This window comes from Microbacterium sp. SY138, from assembly GCF_039729145.1.
GTDB classification, from domain to species: domain Bacteria; phylum Actinomycetota; class Actinomycetes; order Actinomycetales; family Microbacteriaceae; genus Microbacterium; species Microbacterium maritypicum_A.
The window spans coordinates 2,030,399-2,053,150 of sequence record NZ_CP155793.1; the positions used below are offsets into that span (position 1 = coordinate 2,030,399).

The 22,752-nt window shown below is 68.5% G+C and carries 16 protein-coding genes; 7 read left to right on the forward strand and 9 right to left on the reverse strand.

Annotated elements, in window-relative coordinates; genetic code table 11:
• The first annotated feature begins 1 nt into the window (after window position 1).
• Together ABDC25_RS09705 and ABDC25_RS09710 are read left to right on the forward strand one after the other, a co-directional pair.
• Window positions 2-898, forward strand: coding sequence for a phosphotransferase (locus ABDC25_RS09705; protein WP_167254254.1), 897 nt, complete (start codon window positions 2-4; stop codon window positions 896-898).
• A 115-nt stretch (window positions 899-1,013) separates the two neighbouring features.
• Window positions 1,014-1,940, forward strand: a complete 927-nt coding sequence (locus ABDC25_RS09710) for a serine protease (protein ID WP_208323568.1) — start codon at window positions 1,014-1,016, stop codon at window positions 1,938-1,940.
• 20 nt (window positions 1,941-1,960) lie between these two features.
• On the opposite strand, the gene pepN is transcribed toward ABDC25_RS09710, so the two are convergent.
• Window positions 1,961-4,444, reverse strand: coding sequence for an aminopeptidase N (pepN, locus tag ABDC25_RS09715; RefSeq protein WP_347122758.1), 2,484 nt, complete (start codon window positions 4,442-4,444; stop codon window positions 1,961-1,963).
• Between the two features lie 51 nt (window positions 4,445-4,495).
• Window positions 4,496-6,958: a tetratricopeptide repeat protein gene (locus ABDC25_RS09720; protein ID WP_021200412.1), complete on the reverse strand. Its 2,463-nt coding sequence runs from the start codon at window positions 6,956-6,958 to the stop codon at window positions 4,496-4,498.
• Window positions 6,959-7,101: 143 nt separating this feature from the next.
• On the opposite strand from ABDC25_RS09720, the gene ABDC25_RS09725 reads away from it, so the two are divergent.
• Window positions 7,102-7,599 carry a hypothetical protein gene (locus ABDC25_RS09725; RefSeq protein ID WP_167254261.1) on the forward strand — a complete coding sequence of 166 codons (498 nt, stop codon included), beginning with the start codon at window positions 7,102-7,104 and terminating at the stop codon, window positions 7,597-7,599.
• A 2-nt stretch (window positions 7,600-7,601) separates the two neighbouring features.
• Window positions 7,602-8,609, forward strand: a complete 1,008-nt coding sequence (locus ABDC25_RS09730) for a DUF3137 domain-containing protein (protein WP_167254263.1) — start codon at window positions 7,602-7,604, stop codon at window positions 8,607-8,609.
• Here the strand turns inward: ABDC25_RS09730 and ABDC25_RS09735 are convergent.
• From ABDC25_RS09735 to ABDC25_RS09745, 3 genes are all read right to left on the reverse strand, one after another.
• Window positions 8,575-9,588 carry a DNA topoisomerase IB gene (locus tag ABDC25_RS09735; RefSeq protein WP_347122761.1) on the reverse strand — a complete coding sequence of 338 codons (1,014 nt, stop codon included), beginning with the start codon at window positions 9,586-9,588 and terminating at the stop codon, window positions 8,575-8,577. The genes ABDC25_RS09730 and ABDC25_RS09735 overlap by 35 nt on opposite strands.
• An 86-nt stretch (window positions 9,589-9,674) precedes the next feature.
• Window positions 9,675-10,175, reverse strand: a complete 501-nt coding sequence (locus tag ABDC25_RS09740; RefSeq protein ID WP_021200408.1) for a hypothetical protein — start codon at window positions 10,173-10,175, stop codon at window positions 9,675-9,677.
• A 9-nt stretch (window positions 10,176-10,184) separates the two neighbouring features.
• Window positions 10,185-11,228, reverse strand: a complete 1,044-nt coding sequence (locus tag ABDC25_RS09745; RefSeq protein WP_347122763.1) for an MFS transporter — start codon at window positions 11,226-11,228, stop codon at window positions 10,185-10,187.
• A gap of 311 nt (window positions 11,229-11,539) precedes the next feature.
• Here ABDC25_RS09745 and ABDC25_RS09750 point away from each other — a divergent pair, with 311 nt between their 5' ends.
• Window positions 11,540-12,376, forward strand: a complete 837-nt coding sequence (locus ABDC25_RS09750) for a hypothetical protein (RefSeq protein WP_347122765.1) — start codon at window positions 11,540-11,542, stop codon at window positions 12,374-12,376.
• Between the two features lie 33 nt (window positions 12,377-12,409).
• On the opposite strand, the gene ABDC25_RS09755 is transcribed toward ABDC25_RS09750, so the two are convergent.
• From ABDC25_RS09755 to ABDC25_RS09770, 4 genes are all read right to left on the reverse strand, one after another.
• On the reverse strand, window positions 12,410-15,769 hold the full coding sequence (locus ABDC25_RS09755; protein ID WP_347122767.1) for an SbcC/MukB-like Walker B domain-containing protein: 3,360 nt from the start codon (window positions 15,767-15,769) through the stop codon (window positions 12,410-12,412).
• On the reverse strand, window positions 15,766-16,428 hold the full coding sequence (locus tag ABDC25_RS09760) for a DUF4194 domain-containing protein (protein ID WP_021200404.1): 663 nt from the start codon (window positions 16,426-16,428) through the stop codon (window positions 15,766-15,768). The genes ABDC25_RS09755 and ABDC25_RS09760 overlap by 4 nt, the downstream gene beginning before the upstream one ends.
• Window positions 16,421-17,884 carry a DUF3375 domain-containing protein gene (locus ABDC25_RS09765; protein WP_347122769.1) on the reverse strand — a complete coding sequence of 488 codons (1,464 nt, stop codon included), beginning with the start codon at window positions 17,882-17,884 and terminating at the stop codon, window positions 16,421-16,423. The genes ABDC25_RS09760 and ABDC25_RS09765 overlap by 8 nt, the downstream gene beginning before the upstream one ends.
• Before the next feature lie 68 nt (window positions 17,885-17,952).
• Window positions 17,953-18,708 (reverse strand): GntR family transcriptional regulator, encoded by a 756-nt coding sequence (locus ABDC25_RS09770; RefSeq protein ID WP_318387081.1) that lies wholly within the window; start codon window positions 18,706-18,708, stop codon window positions 17,953-17,955.
• A 268-nt stretch (window positions 18,709-18,976) separates the two neighbouring features.
• Between ABDC25_RS09770 and ABDC25_RS09775 the strand changes: the two genes are divergently transcribed.
• Window positions 18,977-19,624 carry an HAD family phosphatase gene (locus ABDC25_RS09775; protein ID WP_021200401.1) on the forward strand — a complete coding sequence of 216 codons (648 nt, stop codon included), beginning with the start codon at window positions 18,977-18,979 and terminating at the stop codon, window positions 19,622-19,624.
• Between the two features lie 56 nt (window positions 19,625-19,680).
• Complete coding sequence (locus tag ABDC25_RS09780; protein ID WP_347122771.1) at window positions 19,681-22,749, forward strand: LamG-like jellyroll fold domain-containing protein; 3,069 nt, start codon at window positions 19,681-19,683, stop codon at window positions 22,747-22,749.
• The last annotated feature ends 3 nt before the right edge of the window (window positions 22,750-22,752 follow it).

The following is a 22,752-nucleotide window of genomic DNA, read 5'->3' on the forward strand; positions in this document are numbered from 1 at the left end:
CATGGCGGACTCCCCTGCCGCCGAGCTCACCCTCGCCGAGCGTGATGTGCGAGAGCTCCTCCACGGTGTCGCGCCACAATGGGCAGCGCTTCCCCTGACACGCGTCGCTGAGGGATGGGACAACGTCACGTGGCGCCTCGGGCCCGACCTCGCGGTGCGCATCCCCCGCCGCGAACGCGCGGCGCCTCTGATCAGGCACGAACAGCGCGCCCTTCCTGCGATCGCCCTCCGCCTCGCCCCCACGAACGTCCGCACCCCTCTTCCGGTGTTCGCCGGCGCACCCACGCCGATGTTCCCCTGGCCGTGGTCGATCGTGCCGTGGCTTCCGGGAAGCCACGCGCTCGGTCGCGCCCGTCGCGACAACACCTCCTGGGCGGCAGACCTCGCCGCGGTGCTCGTCGCCCTGCACCATGACGCGCCCGTCGATGCGCCCCGGAACCCCATGCGCGGCGTCCCGTTGAGTGCTCGCGATGAGAGCATCCGCTCGCGCCTCGCCGACCTCGCCCCAGCGCTCGCGGAGCCTCTCGACGCCCTCTGGCAGACGGGCCTGGACGCCGCACCAGCAGCCGAGAGCACCTGGATCCACGGTGATCTGCACCCCGGCAACATCCTCGTCGACGGCGACCGCCTCTCCGCACTGATCGATTTCGGTGATGTGACCTCGGGCGATCCCGCCTACGATCTCGCCGCGGGGTGGCTCGCCTTCGACACCGAAGGCCGACACGTGTTCCGGCGCGCGACGGCATCGAGATACGACGACGCCACCTGGATGCGCGCTCGCGCCTGGGCAGCAGCCGTCGCGGCCATCCTCTGCCATTCGAGCGACGATCGCGAGGACCTGCGCGCGCTCGGCCACGACACCGCTCTGGAGCTGTCCGGAGTTTCCTCCTCCTGCTGATGCCGCGCGGGCGGGCGCCCGACGTTCGGGGCTCATCCTTGCCACAGGTTTTCGGACATGGTGTACTGACTGCGCAGTAGCGTGTTACCCATCACTCATCTGAACGGAGATCACCATGACGACCGTACGATCCAGAACGAAGAAGATTCTCGGCGCCGGGATTACCGGCGCCGCCGTCATCTGCGCCAGCCTGCTGATCGGGCCCGCAGCAGGCGCCACGACGAATGACGGCACGACCCCACCGGACCAGGACGAGCGCGCGCTGTCGCGCATCATCGGGGGCCAGGCGGTCCCGAACGACGCCTACCCGTTCATGGCTTCGCTCCAGGCCGGCGGCGAATCCTTCTGCGGGGGCTCGCTCCTGGGCCCGACGCTGGTGATGACCGCAGCGCACTGCGTCACCGGCACGGACTCCCTCACCGGTCTGCCGACGATCGACGTCGACGGCGTCTCGGTGGTCGTGGGGCGTACGGTGTTGTCCGACGGTACGCAGGGACAGGAACGCGGGCTGTCCGAGTCCCCCGGCGCCGAGCCCATCGTCCATCCTCGCTACCTCGCCGGCGACAGTGCCTATGACGTCGCCTTCCTCGTGCTGGACGCGCCCGTCCAGGGCATCGTCCCGGTGAAGCTGCCGACCAAGGGGACGGACGCCCTGCTGCGCCCCGGTCAGAGTGCGACCGTCATCGGCTGGGGGAACACGGACACCGCTCTCGCCAACTTCCCCGACCGTCTTCGTCAGGTACAGGTGCCGATGCTCGCGACTGCCGAGTGCGAGCTCAGCTACGGTGCTTTCCGGCCCGACGTCAACCTGTGCGCCGGGGTCGTCGGCAAGGACTCCTGTCAGGGCGACAGCGGCGGCCCCCTCTTCCGCCAGCCGCCCGCTCGCGAGACCGCCTATCAGATCGGTGTCGTCTCCTACGGGGACGGATGCGGCGGACAAGGAGCGCCTGGGGTGTACGTCTCGTTGAGCTCTGCCGACCTGTGGGACACGATGGCGGAGAGCAGCGAAGGCAAGGCCCTGAAGGAGGCCCTCGGACGCTGAGCAGCCGGGGCCGCGCAGGCTCAGTCCTGTGCGGCCCTGACCCGGAGGTCCCGCGCGAGGTGGTCGCGCTGCTCGACCACGAGACGCCGCAATGCCGCCGGCGCCGCTGTGTTGGCAGCCAACCACGCGTCGACGGCATCCAGGGAGTCCCCGGCAGGGAACAGACCGATGACCAGCCGTCGTGCGATCTCGATGCTGCGCTCGTCCCAGGCTTGGACGATCCTGGCGAAGTACTCCGCGTCGAACCCGGCGATCAGGTCGCGCCGCCCGCCGGCCCCGAAACCGCTGATCTCGGCATCGAGGTGATCGTTGCTGAGCGCGAGATCCTCCCAGGCGGACTGCCACGCGTCGCGACGTACCGCCGCATCCGGGCGCGATGCCCGAGCCCGGCGTGCGGCTGTTCGACCGTCGCCCGTGTCATCCCGCTGCTCTTCGACCGCCACATCGGCCAGGTCGGCATGTCCGGTGGTGACGAGTGCGCTGAGCAGCTGCCAGCGCAGGTCGGGATCGATGACGAGTCCCTCCGGCGCATCACCCTCGAGCAGTGCTCGCACCTGTGCATGATGCTCGTCGTCGAAAGCGGATGCGGTCGCGAACGCCCGTGCCCAGGAGAGCTGCGCGTCACTGCCGGCCTCGGCGGATACCAGCGCGCTCCACACGCCGTCGGTCCACGTCCGCTGCTCCTCTTCGCGGCTGGTCGCGGAGACATAATGGCGGATCGTGTAGATCGCGTTCGCGAGGACTCCCGTCAGCAGCCCGATATTGGACTCGTGAGGCGCATGGGAGCGGACGATCGCGAGATAGCGCTGCGCGGCGAGTTCGCCGTCCCGCGTCGCATTCCACAACGACGACCAGACGAGTGCACGGGCCAGCGGATCGTCGATCGCCGAGAGGGATTCCTCGACGGTGACGAGAGAGCCCTCGTCGAGACGCGCCTTGACGTATGTGAGGTCATCGTCGTTGAGCAAAACGAGATCGGCCTCGGGCAGGTCGAGCTCCGTGCGTTCTCCGACCACGTCGAGCTCGCGCTGCTCACGGCGGACGATACGACCGTCCATGCGCTCGTACAGCCCGATCCGGAGTCGATGCGGCCGTGGGTCGGTCTGCACGAGGATCTGTCGTCCCTCTGGGTCGGTCTCCGTCCAGAGCGTCGACACGCCGGACGTCTGCAGCCATGCCGCGGACCAGTCGCTCATATCGCGCCCCGACACCGCGCTCAGCTGCACCAGGAAGTCGTCGAGGGTGGTGTTGCCGAACGCGTTGGCGGCGAAGTAGCGCCGCGCCCCCTCGAAGAAGGCCTCGTCTCCGACGAATGCGACGAGCTGCTTGAGCACGGCGGCGCCCTTGGCGTAAGTGATCCCGTCGAAGTTCAGCTTGGCGGCCTCGAGATCGGTGATGTCCGCCACGATGGGGTGCGTCGTCGGCAGCTGGTCCTGCTGGTACGCCCATGCCTTGCGACTCGCGGCGAACTTGACCCACGCATCGTGATAGCGCGTCGCGACCGCTGAGGCGTGCGCACCCATGTAGTCGGCGAAAGACTCCTTGAGCCACAGATCGTCCCACCACGTCATCGTGACGAGATCGCCGAACCACATGTGGGCCATCTCGTGCAGGATCGTGTTGGCGCGAGCCGCGCGCTGCGCATCGGTCGCCGCGCCGCGGGAGAGGTACGACTCCGTGAACGTGACCAGACCGGGGTTCTCCATGGCACCGAGGTTGTACTCCGGAACGAAGATCTGGTCGTACTTGCCCCACGGATACGGGGAGGCGAAGGCGTCGGTGAAGAAGTCGAGACCCTGGCGTGTGACCTCGAGGATCTCCTCGGCCTCGAGGTGCGGAGCGAGCGACCTCCGGACGAACACCCCGAGCGTGACGCTCTGCTCGCCGCGCTGCCACTCCCCATCCACGCGGGAGTACGGTCCCGCAGCGACGGCGGTGATGTAGCTCGAGATCGGCAGCGTGGGGGCGAACTCCACACGTTGCACACCGACGCCGAGGTCGGTATGCGTCGGAGACTGGTTGGAGAGCACCTCCCATCCGGTCGGCGCGTCCACCACGAACGTGTACTCGGCCTTCATGTCGGGCTGCTCGAAGCATGCCATGACGCGTCGCGAATCCGCCGGCTCGTACTGCGTGTACAGATAGGTCTCATCGTCGACGGGGTCGTGGAAGCGATGCAGTCCCTCACCGGAACGGCTGTACGTTCCGACCGCTTCGACCCGCACGAGGTTGGACGCGGCGAGCCCGGAGAGCGAGATGCGTGCCCCGTCATAGACGATCTCCTGGTCGACCCCGTTCACGGAGACCCGCTGAACGCCCTCGCCGATGAAGTCGAGCCACGTCGTGTCGGTGGTCGCGTCGAACTCGAGCGTCGTCACGCTGGGGAACCCGGTCCGAGCACGCTCCGGCGCTCCGGTCAGATCGAGCTCGACGCGGATGCGGTGCACGGTGACGGCAGCGGATCGCGCTGCGGTCTCCTCGCGGGTGAGGTTGGCTGTGTCCATGCTTCCATCCTGGCATCCGGAGGCGAGGCGGACAGACCCTCGTGCGACGGATCAGGCGTTCTGGAGACGATGCCCGATCTCGGCGTAGACCTGTGCCGAAGCGTGAGCGCGTGCCTCGGCGGACTCCTCGTCTTCTCGCACCCGCGCGATGGACGAGAGGATCGCATCGCTTCGTGCCACTTCGGCACGATCACCGGTCGCCTCTGCGATGCTCCGGGCCTCCTGCGCGTGTCGTTCAGCCTCGTGCAGGACCGCGCCCGCATCCGCCGCGTCTTCCGTGTTCGCCGACAGCAGGATCTCGGCGAGGGAGTTCGCAGCCTCTGTCGCGATCAACGGCGAGCCCGCGCGCTCCGCCTCACGGAGGATCTGTTCCGCGGCAGCCGTCGCCTTCCGGACATCTCCCGCTCGTCCGTCGATGCGCGCGTGCAGGAGCACGAGGTCGGCAGAGGTCCCATACTCGCCCGCGGTCGCCAGCGTCTGCATCGCAGTCGCACAGAGCTCGCGGGCGCGCACATCATCGCCTCGTGCCTCTGCGACGAGGGCCAGAGTGCGCCGGACGAAGGGCAGCGGCTCGCCGTTCGACTCGTCCAACAGCCCGTGCAGCTCCACCTCCGCGTCATCGAGTCGACCGATGGCGAGGAGCAGGAGCGGGCGGTTGCCACGGACGACGGCGATGTTGAGCTCATCGCCTTCGGCCTGCGCCATGGACAGGGCACTCGCGTAGCGCTCCAGCGCCTCCGGATAGCGGGCGAGGATACGAAGGGTGTCGGCGTGATTCCCGGTGGCACGGCCCTCGACGATCCGGTCCCCCGCGTCCCGTGCGTGCGCGATCGCTCGTTCGTACGATTCCACAGCCTCATCGAGGTGACTCATCCAGCGCTGCACGTTGCCGATCTGATTCCACGTGCGCGCCAGCGCCGCACCCGAGGCGATGCGGCGCACGCGATTCAGGGTCACCAACGCTTCGTCGAGGCGCCCGAGCTTCTCGGCGCAGTGCGCGATGCCGAGGGCGATGTCCGGGACCAGGTCGAGCCCCTCTCCTCGCGACGCGAGGTCGTGCAGCCGCAGCGACTCGTTCCAGAACGACCAGCGTGAGAGCGCGGGATGCGCCTCGATCGCCAGCCGCTCCACCGAGGAGTCGAGGCCGTGCTCGCGGGCCGCCGCCGCGACCGCGAGCACCGTCGTGACCGCACGTGCGGCGAAGTCGGGATCTTCGTGGATCCGCGCGAGCACCGCAGACGCGGACCTCTCCACGAACCCTCTGCGGGTGGACGACGGGCGCAGTGATCGTGACCGAGACGCAGCGAAGGCGAAGACCGTGTCGTGCATGCGCACTCGGCCGTCGCGCAGTTCGACCAGATGGCGGGCGTGCAGCCGGTGCAGATCGAGGGCGGACGATGCCCCGCCCGCGGCCAGGAGCACTCCTTCGTCGATGTCCCTGTCCAACAGGGCGGCGTCCGCGAGCAGGGCTTCCTCGGAGGGGGACAGCGACCGGGTCGCCGCCTCCAGGACGGAGCGGATGCGCAGATCACGAGGCTCGTGCTCGAACCGCGATGCGAGATCCTGGAACGACCAGCCCTCGTGCTCCCGCACGATCCCCGCCAGCATCGCGAGATCGAGAGGGAGACCCCCGCCGACGGCGACGATGCGGCGCAGCGCATCCGCGTGCACGTTCACGTCGGCGTCGGCATCGGCCCCTGACGACGCGTCATCCCCCCGGAGGAGATGGGTGAGGAGTCGGAGGGCTTCGGCGCTCGTCATCGGTGGGACGAGGACCCGCGCCACGCGTGCACCCATCGCCGAGATCCGCTCCTCCAGGTCGGCAAGGTCGACGCGCGTCGTCACGATGAATCGCACACCGGGGACGAGCAGCGCGGCGAGACGCCTGGCATCGCCCGCGTCCTCGATGATCACGGTCATGCCTCGCGCCGCGGACTGCAGCCCTTCGCGCAGCCGCGACAGCTCGTAAGGAAGAGAGCGGACGCCGAGGGCTCCCAGCATCCGCCGGAGGACGTCGATCGGGTCGGCTCGGGGACGATCCACGTCCGATTCGCGCAGATGCACGGTGAGCACGGGTGACGGACCGGCCAACGCCGTCGCGAGAGTGGTCTTCCCCGCTCCCGGCAGACCGGTGAGGAGGAGGATTTCGGCCTCGGGGACCGAGGCCAGCAGCTCTTCCCGTCCGACGTCCGCTCCCGCCGCGTCCCGAACATCGAGCGTCACCTCGACGTGCACACCCGCTCTCTCACCGTTGAGGAGACGCGCGTTCTCCCGCCAGATGCCGGCTTCGGCATCGTCACCGCCGAGGGCGAGCACGATGTCGCCGACCAGGCGTTCATCGAGTCGCCTCCGCCCCGGGCGGAAGCAGTCGTACACGGTCACCTTGGGCGGCTCTGCGCCGTCGCGCAGGCCGCCGATGCGACGGGCGATCTCGGCATACGACGGTGATCCCGCGTTCGCGCGCATCCGTCCGAGCCCCAGACAGAGCTCGTCGAGGGTGCGCGGCGCGGGCATGGGTCGAGCCTATGGCACGCCGTCGCGGCGACGGACGGCGGCCGTTCGGGCTCGTTCGGAGTCGGACGGCCCTGTGCTCATCACCCCTATGCTCGCTCGACGGAGAGGCCGACCGCGACCTCCCGGACGAGGAGACAAACCCCATGACGACACGTGCAGTGATCGCAGCGAAACTCGACGACTTCTCCTTTCAGAAGATGAACTTCGGCGGGTTCCTGATGAACAAGCGGGCCAAGAGCTCGCACGCACTGTGGACCCGCACCTCCGACAAGGGCGTCACGGAGCTGACGCTGCTCACCACACGAGACTACGGCGAGGGGAACGTGTACGACGTCGCGGCCTTCGCCCTCGACGGAATCGTGCCCGCGGAGGTCGTCTCCGAACTCCGGCAACAAGCGGATGCCCTCGCCGACCAGGTCAACCTGCGCGCACACGGCTATGTGTACACCTGCCTCGAGCCCTGGGACGGGGGCGGCACCATCTGGATCTCGAAGAAGCCCGAGTTCCGCGCTCTGAGCCGGCTGGACCAGGGGATCTACGTGATCCCCATCCAGCGACTCACCGGCACGGTCGAGCCGCGTTGGCTCGCGTGGGCACGTGAGGGCGATCAGCTGAACATCGCCATCGTGTACAAGCCCTGACGGTGCCGACGCTCCTGGAAGGCGAGTCCGCCCCGCACGCCGACGAGCGCGTGCCGGGCGGCCTCGCCCTCATCGGGTCGTCGCTGGCCACGGTCGGCATCGCCGCCGTGATCGCGTTCTACCTGCTGCCCGTGGGCTTCGGCCTGACCGGCGCGACGCTCGTGCTCGCGCAGGTCGCCGCGATGCTTCTCTGCGCGGCGATCGTCGCCTCGTCGACGATCGCCGTTCGCCGGCATCATCGACATCGGGCCGCTCTCGCCGCCGTCGCAGAGACACTCGGCTGGGAGTTCCGCACGGATATCGGCGACCGCGTGTGGGGTGGCTCCATCGATGAGCAGATCGATCGCGGCGCCCGAACCGCACGGGATCATCTGGACGCGCGACACGCGGCCCTCCCCTTCGACAGCATCGAGCGCACGTTCGTCGTCGGCGACCGCGAGGGGGCGACGATGCACACGGTGCGGGCGGTGCGGATCCCCCTTCCTTCCGAAGCGCCGCGTATCACGCTCCGATCACGGCGCGGCGGCGGCGCACTCAGCGTGCTCCCCCGACGTCCGACGGGCGCGTCCCGGATTCGACTCGAGGGCGACTTCAGCGACGTCTTCGAGGTTTCGGTGCCGGCGGGCTACGAGACGGATGCGCTCTACGTGCTCACACCCGACCTGATGGTCGTGCTCCTCGACCAGAGCGCCGACCTCGATCTGGAGATCATTGACAGCACGCTCCACGTGTACTTCCCCGCCGTCGACCTGACCGACGATGAAGAGCTGCGCGACTTCCTCGCCGTGATCGCTGCCTTGTACGACCGCTTCGGACGCCGCACCATGCTCTATCGCGACGAGGCCGCCGAACCGCTGGACCCGGCGTCCTACCGCCGCGACGGCGACACTCTCGCCGATCGGGCGCGCGGGGTCGACACGCGCGTGCGATGGTGGCCCGTTCTCCTGGCAGTGGCCACGCCCCTGGTGCCGATGCTCATCGCCGTCGTCTGGCTGCACTTCGTCGGGTGACCTTACGCGAGATCTGCGGTCCGCCGAGAAGACGCCGGATGGCCGTCTCAGGGGTCACCGAGAGATCGAGTGTCCGTCCGCGCGCGTACTGACTGAACACCCGTGGATCGATGTAGCTTCCGCGTGCGACGGCGGTCGTGTTGCCCAGCGCCGTCGCCGCCGCCTGCACAGCGAGGCGCTCCGCCTGGCTCCGGTGGTGGCGGCTGTCGAGCTCACCGATCCGAGCGAGGGCGTCGGCCGCGATGATCGTGCCGTGAAGAGTGCGGAAGTCCTTCGCCGTGAAAGCGGCACCCGTGACATCTCGGAGGTACGCATTGACCTCGGCGGGTGTGATGCGTACCCGCCGACGCCCTCGGCGGTACGCAAGCAGGAAGGCCGCAGACTTCCCCGCGGCGAAGTCGGTCAACGCCTCGGCGAGCGTCTCGTCGGTGATCTCGATCGACGCCGTACGGCCGCTCTTGGCAGGGAACGAGAGCGCCAGTTCACTCCCCTCCACCCGCACATCCCGCCTCCGCAGTGTGGTGAGACCGCGGCTCCCGTGGCGGACGAGATACCGTTCCGACCCGATGCGGAGGGCCGCATCGTCGAGAAGCCGGAAGGCGACGGCGAGGGCGCGCTCCTTCGTCTGCCCCTCCTGCGCGAGCGCACGGGTGACCTGGGCCCTCGCTCGAGGAAGCGCGGCCGCGAGATCCAGCGCCCGCACGAACTTCCGGCGATCCCGGGTGACTCGCCATAGGGGGTGATAGAGGTACTGCTTGCGTCCCGCGCCATCGACGCCGACCGCCTGGATGTGCGCGAGCGGGTCGGCCGCGATCCACACGTCATGCCACGCGGGTGGGATCACGAGGTCGTGGATCCGCTCCCGATCGGCCTCGGGCGCCGTCTCACCGGCCGGGTCGACGTAGCGGAATCCGGATCCGGATCGCACACGTCGGAAGCCCGGGTCCTCCCCCGGAACCACACGGATCAGTCTCGCCATGCTGCTGCCTCCCTCGAATGCCTTCGATCGAGGATGGCGGCGCCGTGGGATACGCGGAAGGGAGTGGCGTCGCGGCGACGACCGTGCTATTCCGCGGTCGGCTCGACGTCCGGTGCCGCGAACGTGCTGCGCATGTGATCGCTCGTCAGGAAGTCGGCGATACCGATCATGATCAGGCTGAAGACGATCTGCTCCGACACCATCCAGAGCGGATAGAGGCCGGGGATCGCCGCCATGACCAGCGTGATCACGGGGAAGATCTGGGCGAACAGGCGCAGGCGCTGGTACGCCCACCGCCACCCGCGCTGCGCTCGCCACGCGAAGTAGAACAACGTCGCGGTCATCGCGAGCACGACGAGGGTGCGCATCCAGACCGCGAACGACACCGACTCGCCATCGACCGCCAGCACCAATGCGACGATGACCGCACCGACGCCGATGACGAGTTCGACCACCAGGAGCCAGAGAATCCAGGTGAATGCCCGGACGGTCTTGGGATGCGTGCGGTCCGCCTCGCTGATCGCGACGCCGGCCTTTCGTCCACCGGCGATCCGGTCCAAACGGAGGAAGAGAGACTCCAGAGCCATGAGGGGAGCCTATTGCGTCCGCGCGTCGTCGACGTCGACCGTTCGATGGATGTCGGGTGCGCCGTTCGCAGCCGGTGGTACCGCCCGCTCCAGCACGAGCGCCAGCACACCGACCGCCAGGCTTCCCGCGATCATGACGCCGATGAACCCGATGTCCAGTCCCGCACCGAGCATCACACCCGCCACGAGCGGGCCCGTGATCGCACCGCCCTGGAACGCCGCGGAATTGATCGCGTTGTACCGGCCGCGCGTGCGGTCGGACGCGAGATCGTTGTAGATCGCGGGAACGGTGGGCTGCAGCATCGTCTCTCCGAACGCGAAGACTCCCATGTAGGCGATGACGCCGATGGCGGCGGCGACTGTGTCCGGCAGGAAGCCCGTCGCCCCGAGCACCACCCACGACAGGGCCCAGATGAGGGCCATCACCTGCATCACCCGCGTGCGCCTCTTGCCGGAGATGAGCCGGAGCACGGCGAACTGCAGAAGCACGATCACCGCGGTGTTGACGGCGAACGAGATGCCGACGACCTGCGTCGACACCTGTGACACCTGGCGGGCGAACGCCGGGAAGCCCGCCTCCATCTGGCCGTATCCGATGAAGACCGAAAGGAAGGTCAGAAGAGTCAGCCAGAGCACGGCCGGCCGCCGCAGGATCTCTCGATACCCGCCCACCGGAGGGGCGTCGGCCTCGGCGTCGTGCTGCGTGCGCACACGGCGGAGCGGTCCGAGGAGGAGCGCGAGCGGGATGAGGCTGCTCGCGGCGTCGACGAGGAAGATCGTCGTGAAGGTGGCGGGATCGGTCACGTCCACGAAGAAGCCGCCGATCACGCCTCCGACGCCGATCCCCAGGTTGACGAGCGCGAAGTTCACACCGAAGTACTGCTGACGTACCTCTCCCTCGACCACCGTGGCGATGAGGGCGTTGAAGCCGGGCCAGGAGACGCCGAAGTTCACCCCGATCAGCATGACCGCGACGGCGGCGACAACCGGATGGGTGGCGTAGGCCAGCAGCGCGCATCCCGCGATCATCGACAGCAGCCCGACGATCAGCACCCGCCGTGCGCCGAAGAGTCCCTCCGGGGCCTGTGACGATCAGCCCGGTGATCGCGATGAGACTCATCAGCGCTCCGGAGATGCCGAGGTCGAAGCCGCGCACCTCATGGAAATAGATGATCGTGAACGGCAGGGTCATACCGCGACCGAGCGTCTGGATCGCGACCGTCGACAGCAACCACCGCCCCTCCGTGGGAAGGGCGTTCCAGAAGCTCCTCATACCGATCACCTCGATATTCTTGCGGATGCCGGAGACATCGCGTTCGCGAGCGGATTGTCGGACGAGGCGGCTTTCTGCCATCATCACGAACATGGCGCTGTCACTCGAGGAGTTCTGTTCCGCACTGGTGGACGCCGGTTCCCGGCAGGGGCTGGGCATCCGGCTCTCGGACACCGAAGCCCAGCAGGTCGCGGCCGACCCGCACGCCGCCCAGAGCTGGTACGCGTACTGGCAGTCCATGAACCCGCAGACGGAGCCTGCCGCTCCCGCGTTACCCGCACCCGAGACGACCCCGGCCGCCGAGACGGTGCCGCTCGGCGGACACGACTTCGCCCAGACAGGGGCGTTCGCATCCGCTCCGCCGGCGTACGCCGGTACGCCGACCACAGCGATCCCTTCTCCCGGTGCCCCGGTCCCCGGCGGACCGGAGAAGAAGAGCCGGGTCGGTCTCTGGGTCGCGCTGTCCATCGTCGGTGCCCTGCTGCTGCTCGCGATCATCGTCGTGGTGGTGGCGTTCACCACCGCCCGGCACTGGACGAAGGTCGATGCGCCCGAGAAGCCCGAGACCTTCCACAGCGAGGAGTACGAGACCGGTCTGTACCTGGTGGCGGACGACGGCGTGAGCCCGTGCGCCGTCGATCAGGACTGGACCGACTGCATCGGTGCGATGGAGGCCCAGTATGCGGGAGCCTGCTCCGGCGTCGAGCTCGTTCCCGCCGCGGCGATGCTCTGCGAACAGCATCGCGCCGAGATCGATCGCATGCGCGCGGAGGACTCCGAAGGATCGGTCGTCGCCTCGCTCGGAGACTTCGGCCACCTCACCCGCACACCGGAGGTCGCGACGCGACAGGTCTCGAACAACGACTACGAAGCAGCAGTCACTCACGAGGCCGTCTGCTACCTCGGGTTCCTCGGGGAGTGCGACTGACGATACGGGTGCTCGCGCGTCGACGACCGACGGTCAGACCCCCGCTTCCGGCAGACCCACCTTCGCCTTGGCCCAGGACCGACCGCGCGTGTCCTTGAGGATGTCGTACTCGACGTCCACATGCGGCTCGATCGCGCTGTACTTGTCGTTCGGCGCACCGATGACGAGCTGGAAGCCGAGCCCGCGCCACGCACCGATCGCACGCTTGGTGAAGTGGGCGTCGGCCTTGATCAGCGCCTCGTCCATGAACACCGGCGCATAGCGAGGTCGAGCGGCGCCCGCGTCTCCGAGCTGGTACCGGAGGGCGGCCCCGACGATGAACGCGACGAGTTCCTGCGACTCGCCTCCGGACTTCTCACCGATGTGATCGTAGAGCGCCACGTGCTCTCGCGTGGCGGCTGTGACGCGCTCCGCGCTCACCCGCACATGGTTTCGCACATCGATGAGCTCCGCGAAGTCGGGGGCGGTGCGGCGCATGCGCGCGATGAGGCGACTCATCTTGCGGTACACGGTCTCCCGCTCCGCATCCGTCGCCGCCGCATCGATGAGTCCCCGCACCTCACGGAGCTCACGGCGGAAGCGCTTGCGAGCCTCCGTCTGGTTCTCCCGGGGGGTGATCTGCAGACGATGATCGTCGTCGTAGAACGGCAGCTCCTCCATGATCCGGTTGATCGGATCGATCCGGTCCTTGATCTCACGGAGCGACCGGCTGAGCGTCGAGTCGAGACTCGTCAGGTCGTTTCCCGACAGTTTGAGCAGGCTGTCGCGCCACTCGGTCTCCAGCTCGTGGAGCCCGTTGGTCTGGAGAGCCTCCAGGATGCTCTCGAACTCCCCGACCGAAGCGTCGGGATCCGGAAGGATCGTGAGGGTGTCCCAGCGCTCGAGGAACCCCGTCATGAGTCGGCGCATGCTCTCGCGCTGCTGCTCGTGCGCCTCGGCCGCCTCGCGGCGGTCATCGAGAAGGCGCTGAGCTGCCGTCCTGAGGGCGGTGTCCAGATGGGTCAGGCGCTGCGCCGCCGTCGCGGATCCTCCGGTCTCGGCGTGCAGGAATCGGCTGTCGAGGAACGAGGCGTGCCCGTCCGCGAGCACGAGTCCGGATGCCGCGGCAGAGTCGATGACCGACTGACAGCTGTCGACGTCGTCGGTGACCCGACCCCACTGCTCCTGGGTCTGAGCGAGCTCGTTGCCGAGACGCGCCTCTTCATCGCGGAGCCGCGCCGCCCGCGCCCGCAGTTCTTCGGCCTGGCGCTTGAGTTGCGCGATCTCGGGGCTGGCCGTGGTGACCTCCGCCTCGACCGCGAGCCAGCGCTCCCGCTCGGCCTCCACCGTGACCACATCGATCTGCTCCCACGTGAGGTCCTCGATCTTCGCGAAGGATGTCGACCGCGCCTCGATGCGGTCGAGGGCGGCCTCGGCCTCGTGCGCAGCGGACGCGCACTCCTCGTGCTGCGCCGTCAGCCGCCGCAGCTGTTCGTCGATCTCGCGCAGGCGACGGTCGTTGGTGAAGCCCAGGACGTTGCTGCGCCCCTGCCCTCCGTGGGCACCTCGACTCCCCTGGGACACCTGGCCGCTGATCGTGAGGGTCTTCTGGTGTGCGCCCAACTGCGACGACGAGTCGACACAGACGTATCCGAAGCGATCCTGAAGTCGCTGCTGAAGCCAACCGGTGAAGGGCGTCGAGAGGTACTCGAGCCGCCCGGGAAGCGTCTTCGGGTCGGCGTTCCGCACCTCGGGGATGCCGGTATGGACGCCTTCGTAGTTCAGACGTTCCGGGGTGCGCACGGAGTTGATGGCCGTGCGGAACGAAGCGAGGTGCTCGACGTCGATCAGAAGCGTCCTGGCGAAGCCTCCGAGCGCGAGGTTGAATGCCTCCCGCCACGGCTCGAACTCGGTCCGCAGCTCGATGAGCTCGCCGACGAACGGAAGATCGGCCGGGTCGAGCCCGACCGCTTCTGCGAGCAGGCTGCGCGACTCGTCGAGATGCGCGGGGATGCTCCCGCGTACGCGACTCGTCTTCTCACGCTCCTCGCGCAGGCGGCGGATCTCGGCCTCCGTCGTCCGGCGTGTGCTCTCGGCATCGGCGAAAGCAGCACGGGCAGCACGGATCTCGGACTTCGGAGCCGACCCCCGAACGTCGGCGGCGAAGGCGTCGAACTGCGCGGCGGTCTCCACCTCCGCTCCCAGCTCCCGGACGATGATGTCGAACTTCGCCCGCTCCCGCCGGACGTCGTCCACTCTGCGCTCGGCGACGCGGAGTTCGCGCTGAGCTGTCTCGAGACGGTCGCCGCCGGACTGGCGCAGCACGTCGAGAAGCCCTTCGCGCTCGACATCCGCGGCATCGACGAGAGCACGTTTCTCGCGCACGGCAAGACTCAGCGCGCGGGAACGATCCCCCAGCTCGACCTCCACGTCGCGCAGGAGATCGAGGCGTCGCTGCGCGTTCCAGAGGGCGGCCAGAGAGGTCGGATCCGTGAACACGCCGACCTCGTCGATCACGCGCACACGCTCGGACGCCGAGACGATGCGGTCTTTGATGCCCCGGATCGGCTCGAGCGCGTTCACCTGCTGCTTCGCCGTGAGCATCCTCATGCGCGTGCTCTCGAGCTCGTCGAAATGCGCCACGACGGCATCTGCGGTGGCCATGGTCTCGGGCTCTTCGAGGACGAGCTTCTTGTACAGATCGTCGACCGTCGTGATCTGCTGCCCGGCCTGGATCCTCGCCAGAAGACTGATGGCCTTGGCGCCGGAGCCGGCCGCACCGATCCCGAGCACCGCCTGTAGGCGCGCCGCGAACTCACGGTCCGTCGCGAGGGTCTCCAGCCCCGTCGCCCGCACCGACGCATCCGAGAGCCGCTGCGTCGCCGCGCGCTCCAGCAGTCCCAGATCGAACGCCCCGTTCACGGTGGCCCTGACCCGCGTCGTGTCCTCGAGGACGCGCGCATCCGCGGGGATGTACCACGCACGCACGGCCGTGAACCGCGACCCGTCGTGGTCGATCCACGTCGTCGCGATCGCACTCCACGTGTCCTCCCCGTCTCCGCGGAGCACACGCAGCTTCGTGCCCTCCTCGGTGCGGGATTCGTCGATCTTCCCTCGCCCGTAGGAGAGGATGTTCCGCTGCTCCTCGCCGCGCGGGCGACCCGTCACACCACCGTTCGACGCTCCGTTGAACGGCGTCGTGTGCGGCATCATCAAGGCGATGTACGCATCCATCAACGTCGACTTGCCGGAGCCCGAGCCTCCGCAGAGCAGGGTCGCGTGCGGCGAGAAGCGCACACGATGGGGTCCGCCGTCGTACCCGCCCCAGTTGATCAGCTGCAGCTCGTCCGCCACCCACTGCTGCCCGCGCGAACCCGCCGGGATGAGGCCGAAGAGCGTGTCGACCATGGTCATCGTTCCACCGCTTCCTGCGACCGCAGCCAGTCGCGGAGTTCTTTCAGGGTCTCGGCGCTCAGGACGACCTCGACGAGCGCGCTGATGCGATAGCGCCCGCTGGTCTCCTCCTGCACGATGCCCTCTCGATCCAGGCGATCCATCGCGTTCCGGATCGCCTTCTGCTGCCGGGCTGTGCCGCCGTCGACGTCACTGAAGTAGCTCAGCACGGTCTGCTCGAGATCCTCGATGTCGATGCGCACGGATGCCTCGCCGGCGGCGGACTCGCGCTGATAGACCGTGCGCAGATGCACGAGAACCAGGGTCTCGGCGCGTGTGTACGGCGCGTCCTTCAGCAACACCGGCATGTCGATCTCGTCGGAGCGCAGCTGCTGCTTGTATGCGAACCCGCGGCCGTGGTCGACGACCAGGCGGAGGTAGAGGTCGTTCAGGCGCGACTCGATCACGTGCTGATGGTCGAGCAGCAGGGCCCATTCCCGGCGGTTGCGCTCCGCGGCGATGAAACGGCGCTGGAGGATGTGCGCGAGCAGGCGCCGGATCTCGGGGTCCAGCGTGCCGCGGTCACCCGCGAAGTGCTCCTCGATGTCGTCTTCCATCGGGACCGGGGCGATGAACGGATCCTCGACCGGCGTCTCCGTCACGAGGCTCTCTTCAGGCATGTGATTCTTCCTTCGGGTTGCGCGCCGTGACGGCGCCGAAAGCGAAACGTCGCGTCGATCCGTCCGGACGCCGCGCTTCGACCACCGAGACCTCCTCGCCCTCGGTCATGCCGTTGCGGTGCGCGATCTCGAGCAGTCCGACGAGGTCGACAGGACGACGGGTATCGTCGGCTCCCTGGGTGAACGCCGCCGCGAGGTCGAACTCCGGGCCGAGACCCGACACGTACTCCTCGAGCTCCGCATACCGCGGACCGCCCCACGCGCGGGAGTCGACGTCGGCGAACTCGACGTCGTCGGCGTCCGCGAGAGGTGCGGGGACGGCCGGCGGGCGGATGCTGCTCACCGTCTGCCTGAGGTGCCCCAGATCTGCGAGCGGGAGACTGCGCACCGGCGAGTCGCTCGCCCCCGCACCGTCCCAGATGTGGAGAGCGGCGATGACGTCGCGCAGCAGATCGTCGATCTGACGGTCCCGCAGCGGATCGTGGGTCTTCACCTGGCCGGTGATGACGTGCGACGCTCGACGCTGTGCGGCGAGGACCTCTTCGACGCCGAGCTCGACCCGACGTCCGATGGCGTCGAGTTCGGCACGCTGCGTGCTGTCGAGCATGCGGGCGAACGGCTGCCGGAGCAGGCCGTGCAGTTGTTCGGTGAGCGCGTCGATGCAATCCGGATCGCCGATCAGCCGCAGGGCGCCGGAGAACGCGCGCCCCTCCGGGGTCGAGTTCATCACGTCCTGCGCGCGTCGCAGATACTCGCGGAGCACCTCGCCGGTCGGGCGCTCGTCACGCCGCAGATGGGCGACGACGTCGCGCTGCATGAGCTTGAGCGACTCGGCGACGCGGGTGAAGTCGGCGGGGAGCTCCCGTGCCAGGTGCAGCACGTTCTCCGCTTCTTCGAACAGCTCTTCATCGTCGAGCGGATCCGCCCTGCCCGATTCCTCGATCCGATCGATCTCGGCGTCGAGTGCCGCCCGCTCCTTCCGAAGACGAGCCAGGCGACGCTCGGGATCGGCCTCGGCGCTGTCGGAGAGGTGCTCCACGGCGTCGAGGAGCGTTCGCACACGGGAGTTGGATACACGTGTGCGCCCCCCGCCCGTGCGTCCGGCGATCTCCAGCGCCTCGACGGCGTGCGCGGAGAGTCGGTACACCTCGATGTCCTCGTCGATCTGCTGCACCAGCCAGCCCAGTCGCACCCAGTTCCGCGCGACGTCGCGGCCGGTCCCTGCGGGAACCCGGCGGTCGTCGTCGTCGTCGCCCGCTCCCCTCAGCTCATCGAGGATCTCGGCGAGCTCGGCCTGGGCGTCGGCGATCGGGATGGATGCCCGGTCTGCCGTGAACAGCAGCGAGAGGGACGCGACGACGAAGGGCGCGAAACGTCCGTGAAGGAGGTCGAGAGTCGGCGTGCTGAATGCGGTGACAGCGCGCGAGAATGCCGCTTCTGCTCGTGTTCCTGTCACGTATTCACATTACTCGGCGCCCTCGACATCGCCGGACGCGACGCGGGGTGACGACGCGAGCTGATCCGCTACCGCGAGAACTCGGTGCGCGTGAGGGGTGTGCTCTCCCGCGATGCCGTGACGAGGAACGTGACGGTGTCGGGCAGGTAGCGGTCCTCGCCGTACTCGATCGGCTCGCCTGCCGGGGTGTAGCTCACGCGGCGCACCCGCAGCAGCGCGCTCGCCCGACGCACGCCGAGCAGCTCGGCGTCGGCGCTGGACACGGGGACGGCATCGATGGCGTGCTCGGCGAACGCGGTCACGATCCCGAAGTCACGCGAGAGCGCCTCGACGACGGAGGCCTCGTCATCGGCGATCGAGGCCAGCCGATCGGCGATCCAGTCCGGGTAGCTGGTGCGCTCCAGCATCACGTCGCGGCCGTCGATGCTTCGCGTCCTGGTCACGCGCAGCACACGCGTCCGCGGGCTCACCCACAGGCGACGCGCCTCCGCCGCGGTCGCCTCCCCGAACTCCTTGCGACGCACCTGCCCGCCCGGCGCCAGACCCTTGGACCGCGCCCACTGCGCGAACGAACGCAGTTCTTCGAACGACTGACTCTGTCGGCCCGAACGAACGGTCCAGCCCGCGCCTTGAACCGGGGATACCAGGCCTCGGTCCTCGAGACCCGCGAGAGCCCGTCGGATCGTGCCACGGGTCGAGCCGTAATGCAGACTCAATTTCGTCTCCGACGGAAGACGGGAGCCCGGAGAGAACTCCCCATCGATGATCCTGGTCATCAGATCGCTCATGATCTCGCGATGGGAGCGCGGGGTCGCCGGTAACACCGTCTCAGACTAGGTGAGCCGCGATACCGTCGATCGCGCGATCAGGACAGCAGTTCACAGTTGTCCCCCGCTGCACGTCCGCCGGCGGCTATCGTTCAGACGTCGTTCATCTGCACGCCGCCCCGTGCACACCACGGAGCGGGGTAATCGTCCCGTGACCTCGTCGACGCCCGCTTCCGATCGTTCCGCTTCTGATCGCTCCGCCTCTGATCGCTCCGCCTCCCCTCGTTCCACCCCCGCGCGGCCCGCCGCGGCTCGACCCGCCGCCGTGCTCTTCGACCTCGACGGCACACTCGTCGACAGTGAACGGGCCTGGCTCGACGTGATCAGCGCCCACCTCACCCACCTCGGCACAACGGTGTCGTCGGCGCAGCTCGCCGGGTTCGAAGGGCTGTCCGGCATCGATGCCGCCCACGCTCTGATCGGGCTCGGGAGTACGCGTGCGAGTGCGAGCGCGCTCGCGGCGGAGCTGGAGCTCGTCACGATCGATTCCTTCGCGGGGCGTCTGGAATGGGTCGCCGGTGCCGAGGAAGCACTCGCGCACCTGCGGCGCGAGGGAATCCGAATCGGTCTCGTGACCAGCTCGACCAGGGCATGGGTCGATGCGGTCGCCGAGAACGTGAGCCTCGGCGTATTCGACGTCGTCGTGACCGCGGACGATGTGCGACGCACGAAGCCGAGCCCAGAACCCTATCTGCGGGCGACCCGCCTGCTCGACGTCGATCCGGCCGCGTGTCTGGTGTTCGAGGACTCCGAGGTCGGCGTGCGTGCTGCCGTCGCTGCCGGATGCCGCGTCGTGCAGGTCCGGGCCGACCGGAGGGAGGCGAGCGGCACGACGGCCTGCATCCCCGACTTCCGCGCCGTGACGGCACCCTGGGCCGCTTCACTGATGTCCTCCGTGCCCGCGCTTCCCTGATTTCCCCACACTTCTCGACCGCCTTCCGAACCCCGACGACACCTGCGAGGAACCCCATGCTGACCCCTGATCGCCCGAAGACGACACGCCCCCGTCCGGAGGCGGCCCTACGCCGCGCACTCGGTGGAGGGATGATCGCGGCCACGACGGCCCTCACGCTCCTGGTCCCCGTTCTCCCGGCGGCGGCGGTCGCGCCGACGGCCGTCCCGACCTCGTCGTCCGCCGTGGAACCGATGACGCAACAGCGCATCGACGCCGCGAACGACGCCTACAACGGCGCCGACGCCACACTCGAGTTCATCACGATGTCCGATACCGAGCTCGGGGGCGCCGCCACGGCGGACAAGACATCCGAGCAGGTGGCCTACGAGGGCGCGAAGCCGCACTTCCAGGCCCTCCGCTCCTGGGCGGACGCCAAGGGCTTCGACCCGCGCGTCGTGGTCGACAACGGCGATGTCGTCGGTGCGAACGACCCGGAGTACTCCGCCCACCTCGCCGGCGACAGCGAGAAGGTCGCCGGCTGGTATCGCGCGGTCGAACGGGTCATGCGCGAGAGTTTCCCCGAGTCGCAGGTCCTGCTCACCCAGGGCAACCACGACATCGCCGATCTGATGGGCACGACCTTCGACTCCGCGCGGAAGAATGCACCGGCCGACGCGCCCGCGTGGCACTACCCGAACGCCAACAGCGCATACGTGAGCAACTTCCACACGACCATCGAGGGCATCGACTTCATCGGTCTCGACTACAACGGCACCAGCACGTTCGGCTACGGCGGGCAGCGCACCGGTTACCAGGCCTTCCTCACCACCACGCTGCAGGACATCGCTGCGAAGCCCGACTACGACCCCGCCAAGCCGATCTTCGTCTCGATCCACAGCGGCTACGCGGGCACGTCGCTCGGGGGGCCCTTCCACGCCGACTACGACATGGCAGGTCCCGACCTGCAGCGGATCCTCGCGTCCTATCCGCAGGTGATGCTCGGCTCGGCGCACACGCACTTCTCCTCGAACCCGGAGACGAGCATCTTCCAGAAAGACTTCACGGTCTACGAGAACGCCTCGATGAACTACATCTACCAGGACGTGCCGAGCGACTTCCTCGGCGGCGGCTACTTCGGGGGCAACCAGGGAGACCCTGCTGCCGGGGTGTCGCAGAAGTACGCGAACTTCATCTCCGTGCTCACCGACGGCTCCACTGTCATCCGTCGATTCGACGTCACCCATCAGCGCTGGGTCGGCATGCCCTGGGTGGTCGACACGACCAAAGGCAAGAGCGGCTTCACGTACACCGCCGCACAGCGCAGCACGACCGCGCCGTGGTGGGGTGCCGCCGCCGTCACCGCGACCGATGTCACCGAGGAGACGCTCACGCTGCACTTCGACCAGGCGAAGGACGACGAACTCGTGAACTACTACGAGGTCGAGATCCGTGATCAGGCCGGCAACCCGGTCGCGTACACGGCGAACCAGGTGCCGGACTTCGGCAAGAACGCGGCGAAGTCCGTCACCGGATCGTTCAAGGCGTACTCGCGGTTCTACATGACCCCGAACACGATGGGCTTCGACGTCCGCGGTCTGAAACCGGCGAAGAACTACACCGTCACGGTCACCGCGTACGACGACTTCCAGAACGCGTCGGAGCCGCTCACCGGCCTCGTGCGCACGGCCGGCGAGCTCGTCTTCCCCGATTTCCCCGAGACCCCGGCACCTGCACCGGACGGCGAGTTCCTGCATCTCGCCTTCGAGGGCGACCTCGGTGACACCGGAACGCATGCGGCATCCGGGCCCACGGCGAAGCCGGTCGGCTCGGTCTCCTACGTCGCGACCGATCGCCCTGGGGCCTCCGGAACAGCCGTGCGCATCGGCGGAGGCGCGGGCAGCTACGTCGATCTCGGATCCCGACCCGAGTTCGACCTCGGCGCCGACAAGGACCTCACGATCAGCTTCTGGACGAAGGTCACCGGCGTCAACGGCTACGGTGCGATCATCAGCAACAAGAACTGGGCGAACTGGTACCGCTCGGGCATCAACCTCGCCCCGGAGGGCACGAACACCGGCAAGCTCGAGTTCACGCTCGGCGACGGCACCGACGGCGTCTACGCGACCGGCGACGTCGGCGAGTACCGCGGCTCCTGGCACCACATGACCGTGACCGTCGACCGCACGCGCAACACCGCGAGCACCTACATGGACGGCATGCTGGCCAAGGAGACGAGCATCGCGGGGATCGGGAGCATGACCAGCGGCCTGAACATGCTCGTGGGCGTCGACGGGAGCAAGAGCTACGGCATCGGTCTCGACATGGACGACCTGCGGATGTGGGACACGGCTCTGTCCACGACCGAGGTCGCCGCCCTCTTCGCCGCCGATGATTCGACCACAGAGACTGCCGCACTCACCCAGGCCGTCGAATACGCGACCGAGCTGATGAACGTCAACGAGGTCGAGGCGGCGAACGGACGTGTCTTCGATGAGACGCTCGGCGATGCTCTCGCCGCGGCGACAGCCCACAGTGCGGCTCTGCTCGCGGGATCTCCGGGAGCGCGGGATGGCTCGACCGATGGTACGGTCGCGACAGTCGCCGCCGTCGCACCGACGAAGGCACAGCTGCGGACGAGCTTCGAGTCGCTGAAGGCCGCCGTCGACGCCGTGGAGGCCCAGGCCGTGCGCTTCAGCTATCGCACCGAGGTGCGCGGCGGCACCGTTTCGCCCGCAGAGGGCGTTGCGGATCGCGGCGGCCAGGTGCGCCTGACGCTCACGCCGGCTGCCGGTTTCGGGATCGCGGGTTCAACGGTCACGGTCAGCGGCGTCGACAGCTTCGCCATCGAAGGTGCGGAACTGGTGCTGACAGGCGTCGAGAGCCGCGTGCTCGCCTCGATCGACTTCGCCACGGCCGACACCGGCATCCCCGGCGAGGGCGGCACCCCCGGCGAGGGCGGCAACGGGAACGGCGGCACGGGACGCGGAGACGGCACCGTGGCGAAGCCTGGAACCGACGGCACCGCTGCTCCGCTCGCGACGACCGGAGCAGACGGGGCGATCCTCTGGGTGTGGGCGGGATTGGCTGCCACCCTGCTGGGGGCTGGCGCGTGGCTGGCCCGTCTGCGCCGCCGCGCGGCCTGACGA

What these genes read in the sequence shown, in the direction of transcription:
- ABDC25_RS09780 (WP_347122771.1), top strand. Translation starts at nt 19,681, where the DNA reads ATGCTGACCCCTGATCGCCCGAAGACGACACGCCCCCGTCCGGAGGCG.
- ABDC25_RS09755 (WP_347122767.1), bottom strand. Translation starts at nt 15,769, where the DNA reads ATGACCATGGTCGACACGCTCTTCGGCCTCATCCCGGCGGGTTCGCGC.
- ABDC25_RS09760 (WP_021200404.1), bottom strand. Translation starts at nt 16,428, where the DNA reads ATGCCTGAAGAGAGCCTCGTGACGGAGACGCCGGTCGAGGATCCGTTC.
- ABDC25_RS09740 (WP_021200408.1), bottom strand. Translation starts at nt 10,175, where the DNA reads ATGGCTCTGGAGTCTCTCTTCCTCCGTTTGGACCGGATCGCCGGTGGA.
- ABDC25_RS09710 (WP_208323568.1), top strand. Translation starts at nt 1,014, where the DNA reads ATGACGACCGTACGATCCAGAACGAAGAAGATTCTCGGCGCCGGGATT.
- pepN (WP_347122758.1), bottom strand. Translation starts at nt 4,444, where the DNA reads ATGGACACAGCCAACCTCACCCGCGAGGAGACCGCAGCGCGATCCGCT.
- ABDC25_RS09750 (WP_347122765.1), top strand. Translation starts at nt 11,540, where the DNA reads ATGGCGCTGTCACTCGAGGAGTTCTGTTCCGCACTGGTGGACGCCGGT.
- ABDC25_RS09705 (WP_167254254.1), top strand. Translation starts at nt 2, where the DNA reads ATGGCGGACTCCCCTGCCGCCGAGCTCACCCTCGCCGAGCGTGATGTG.
- ABDC25_RS09720 (WP_021200412.1), bottom strand. Translation starts at nt 6,958, where the DNA reads ATGCCCGCGCCGCGCACCCTCGACGAGCTCTGTCTGGGGCTCGGACGG.
- ABDC25_RS09725 (WP_167254261.1), top strand. Translation starts at nt 7,102, where the DNA reads ATGACGACACGTGCAGTGATCGCAGCGAAACTCGACGACTTCTCCTTT.
- ABDC25_RS09735 (WP_347122761.1), bottom strand. Translation starts at nt 9,588, where the DNA reads ATGGCGAGACTGATCCGTGTGGTTCCGGGGGAGGACCCGGGCTTCCGA.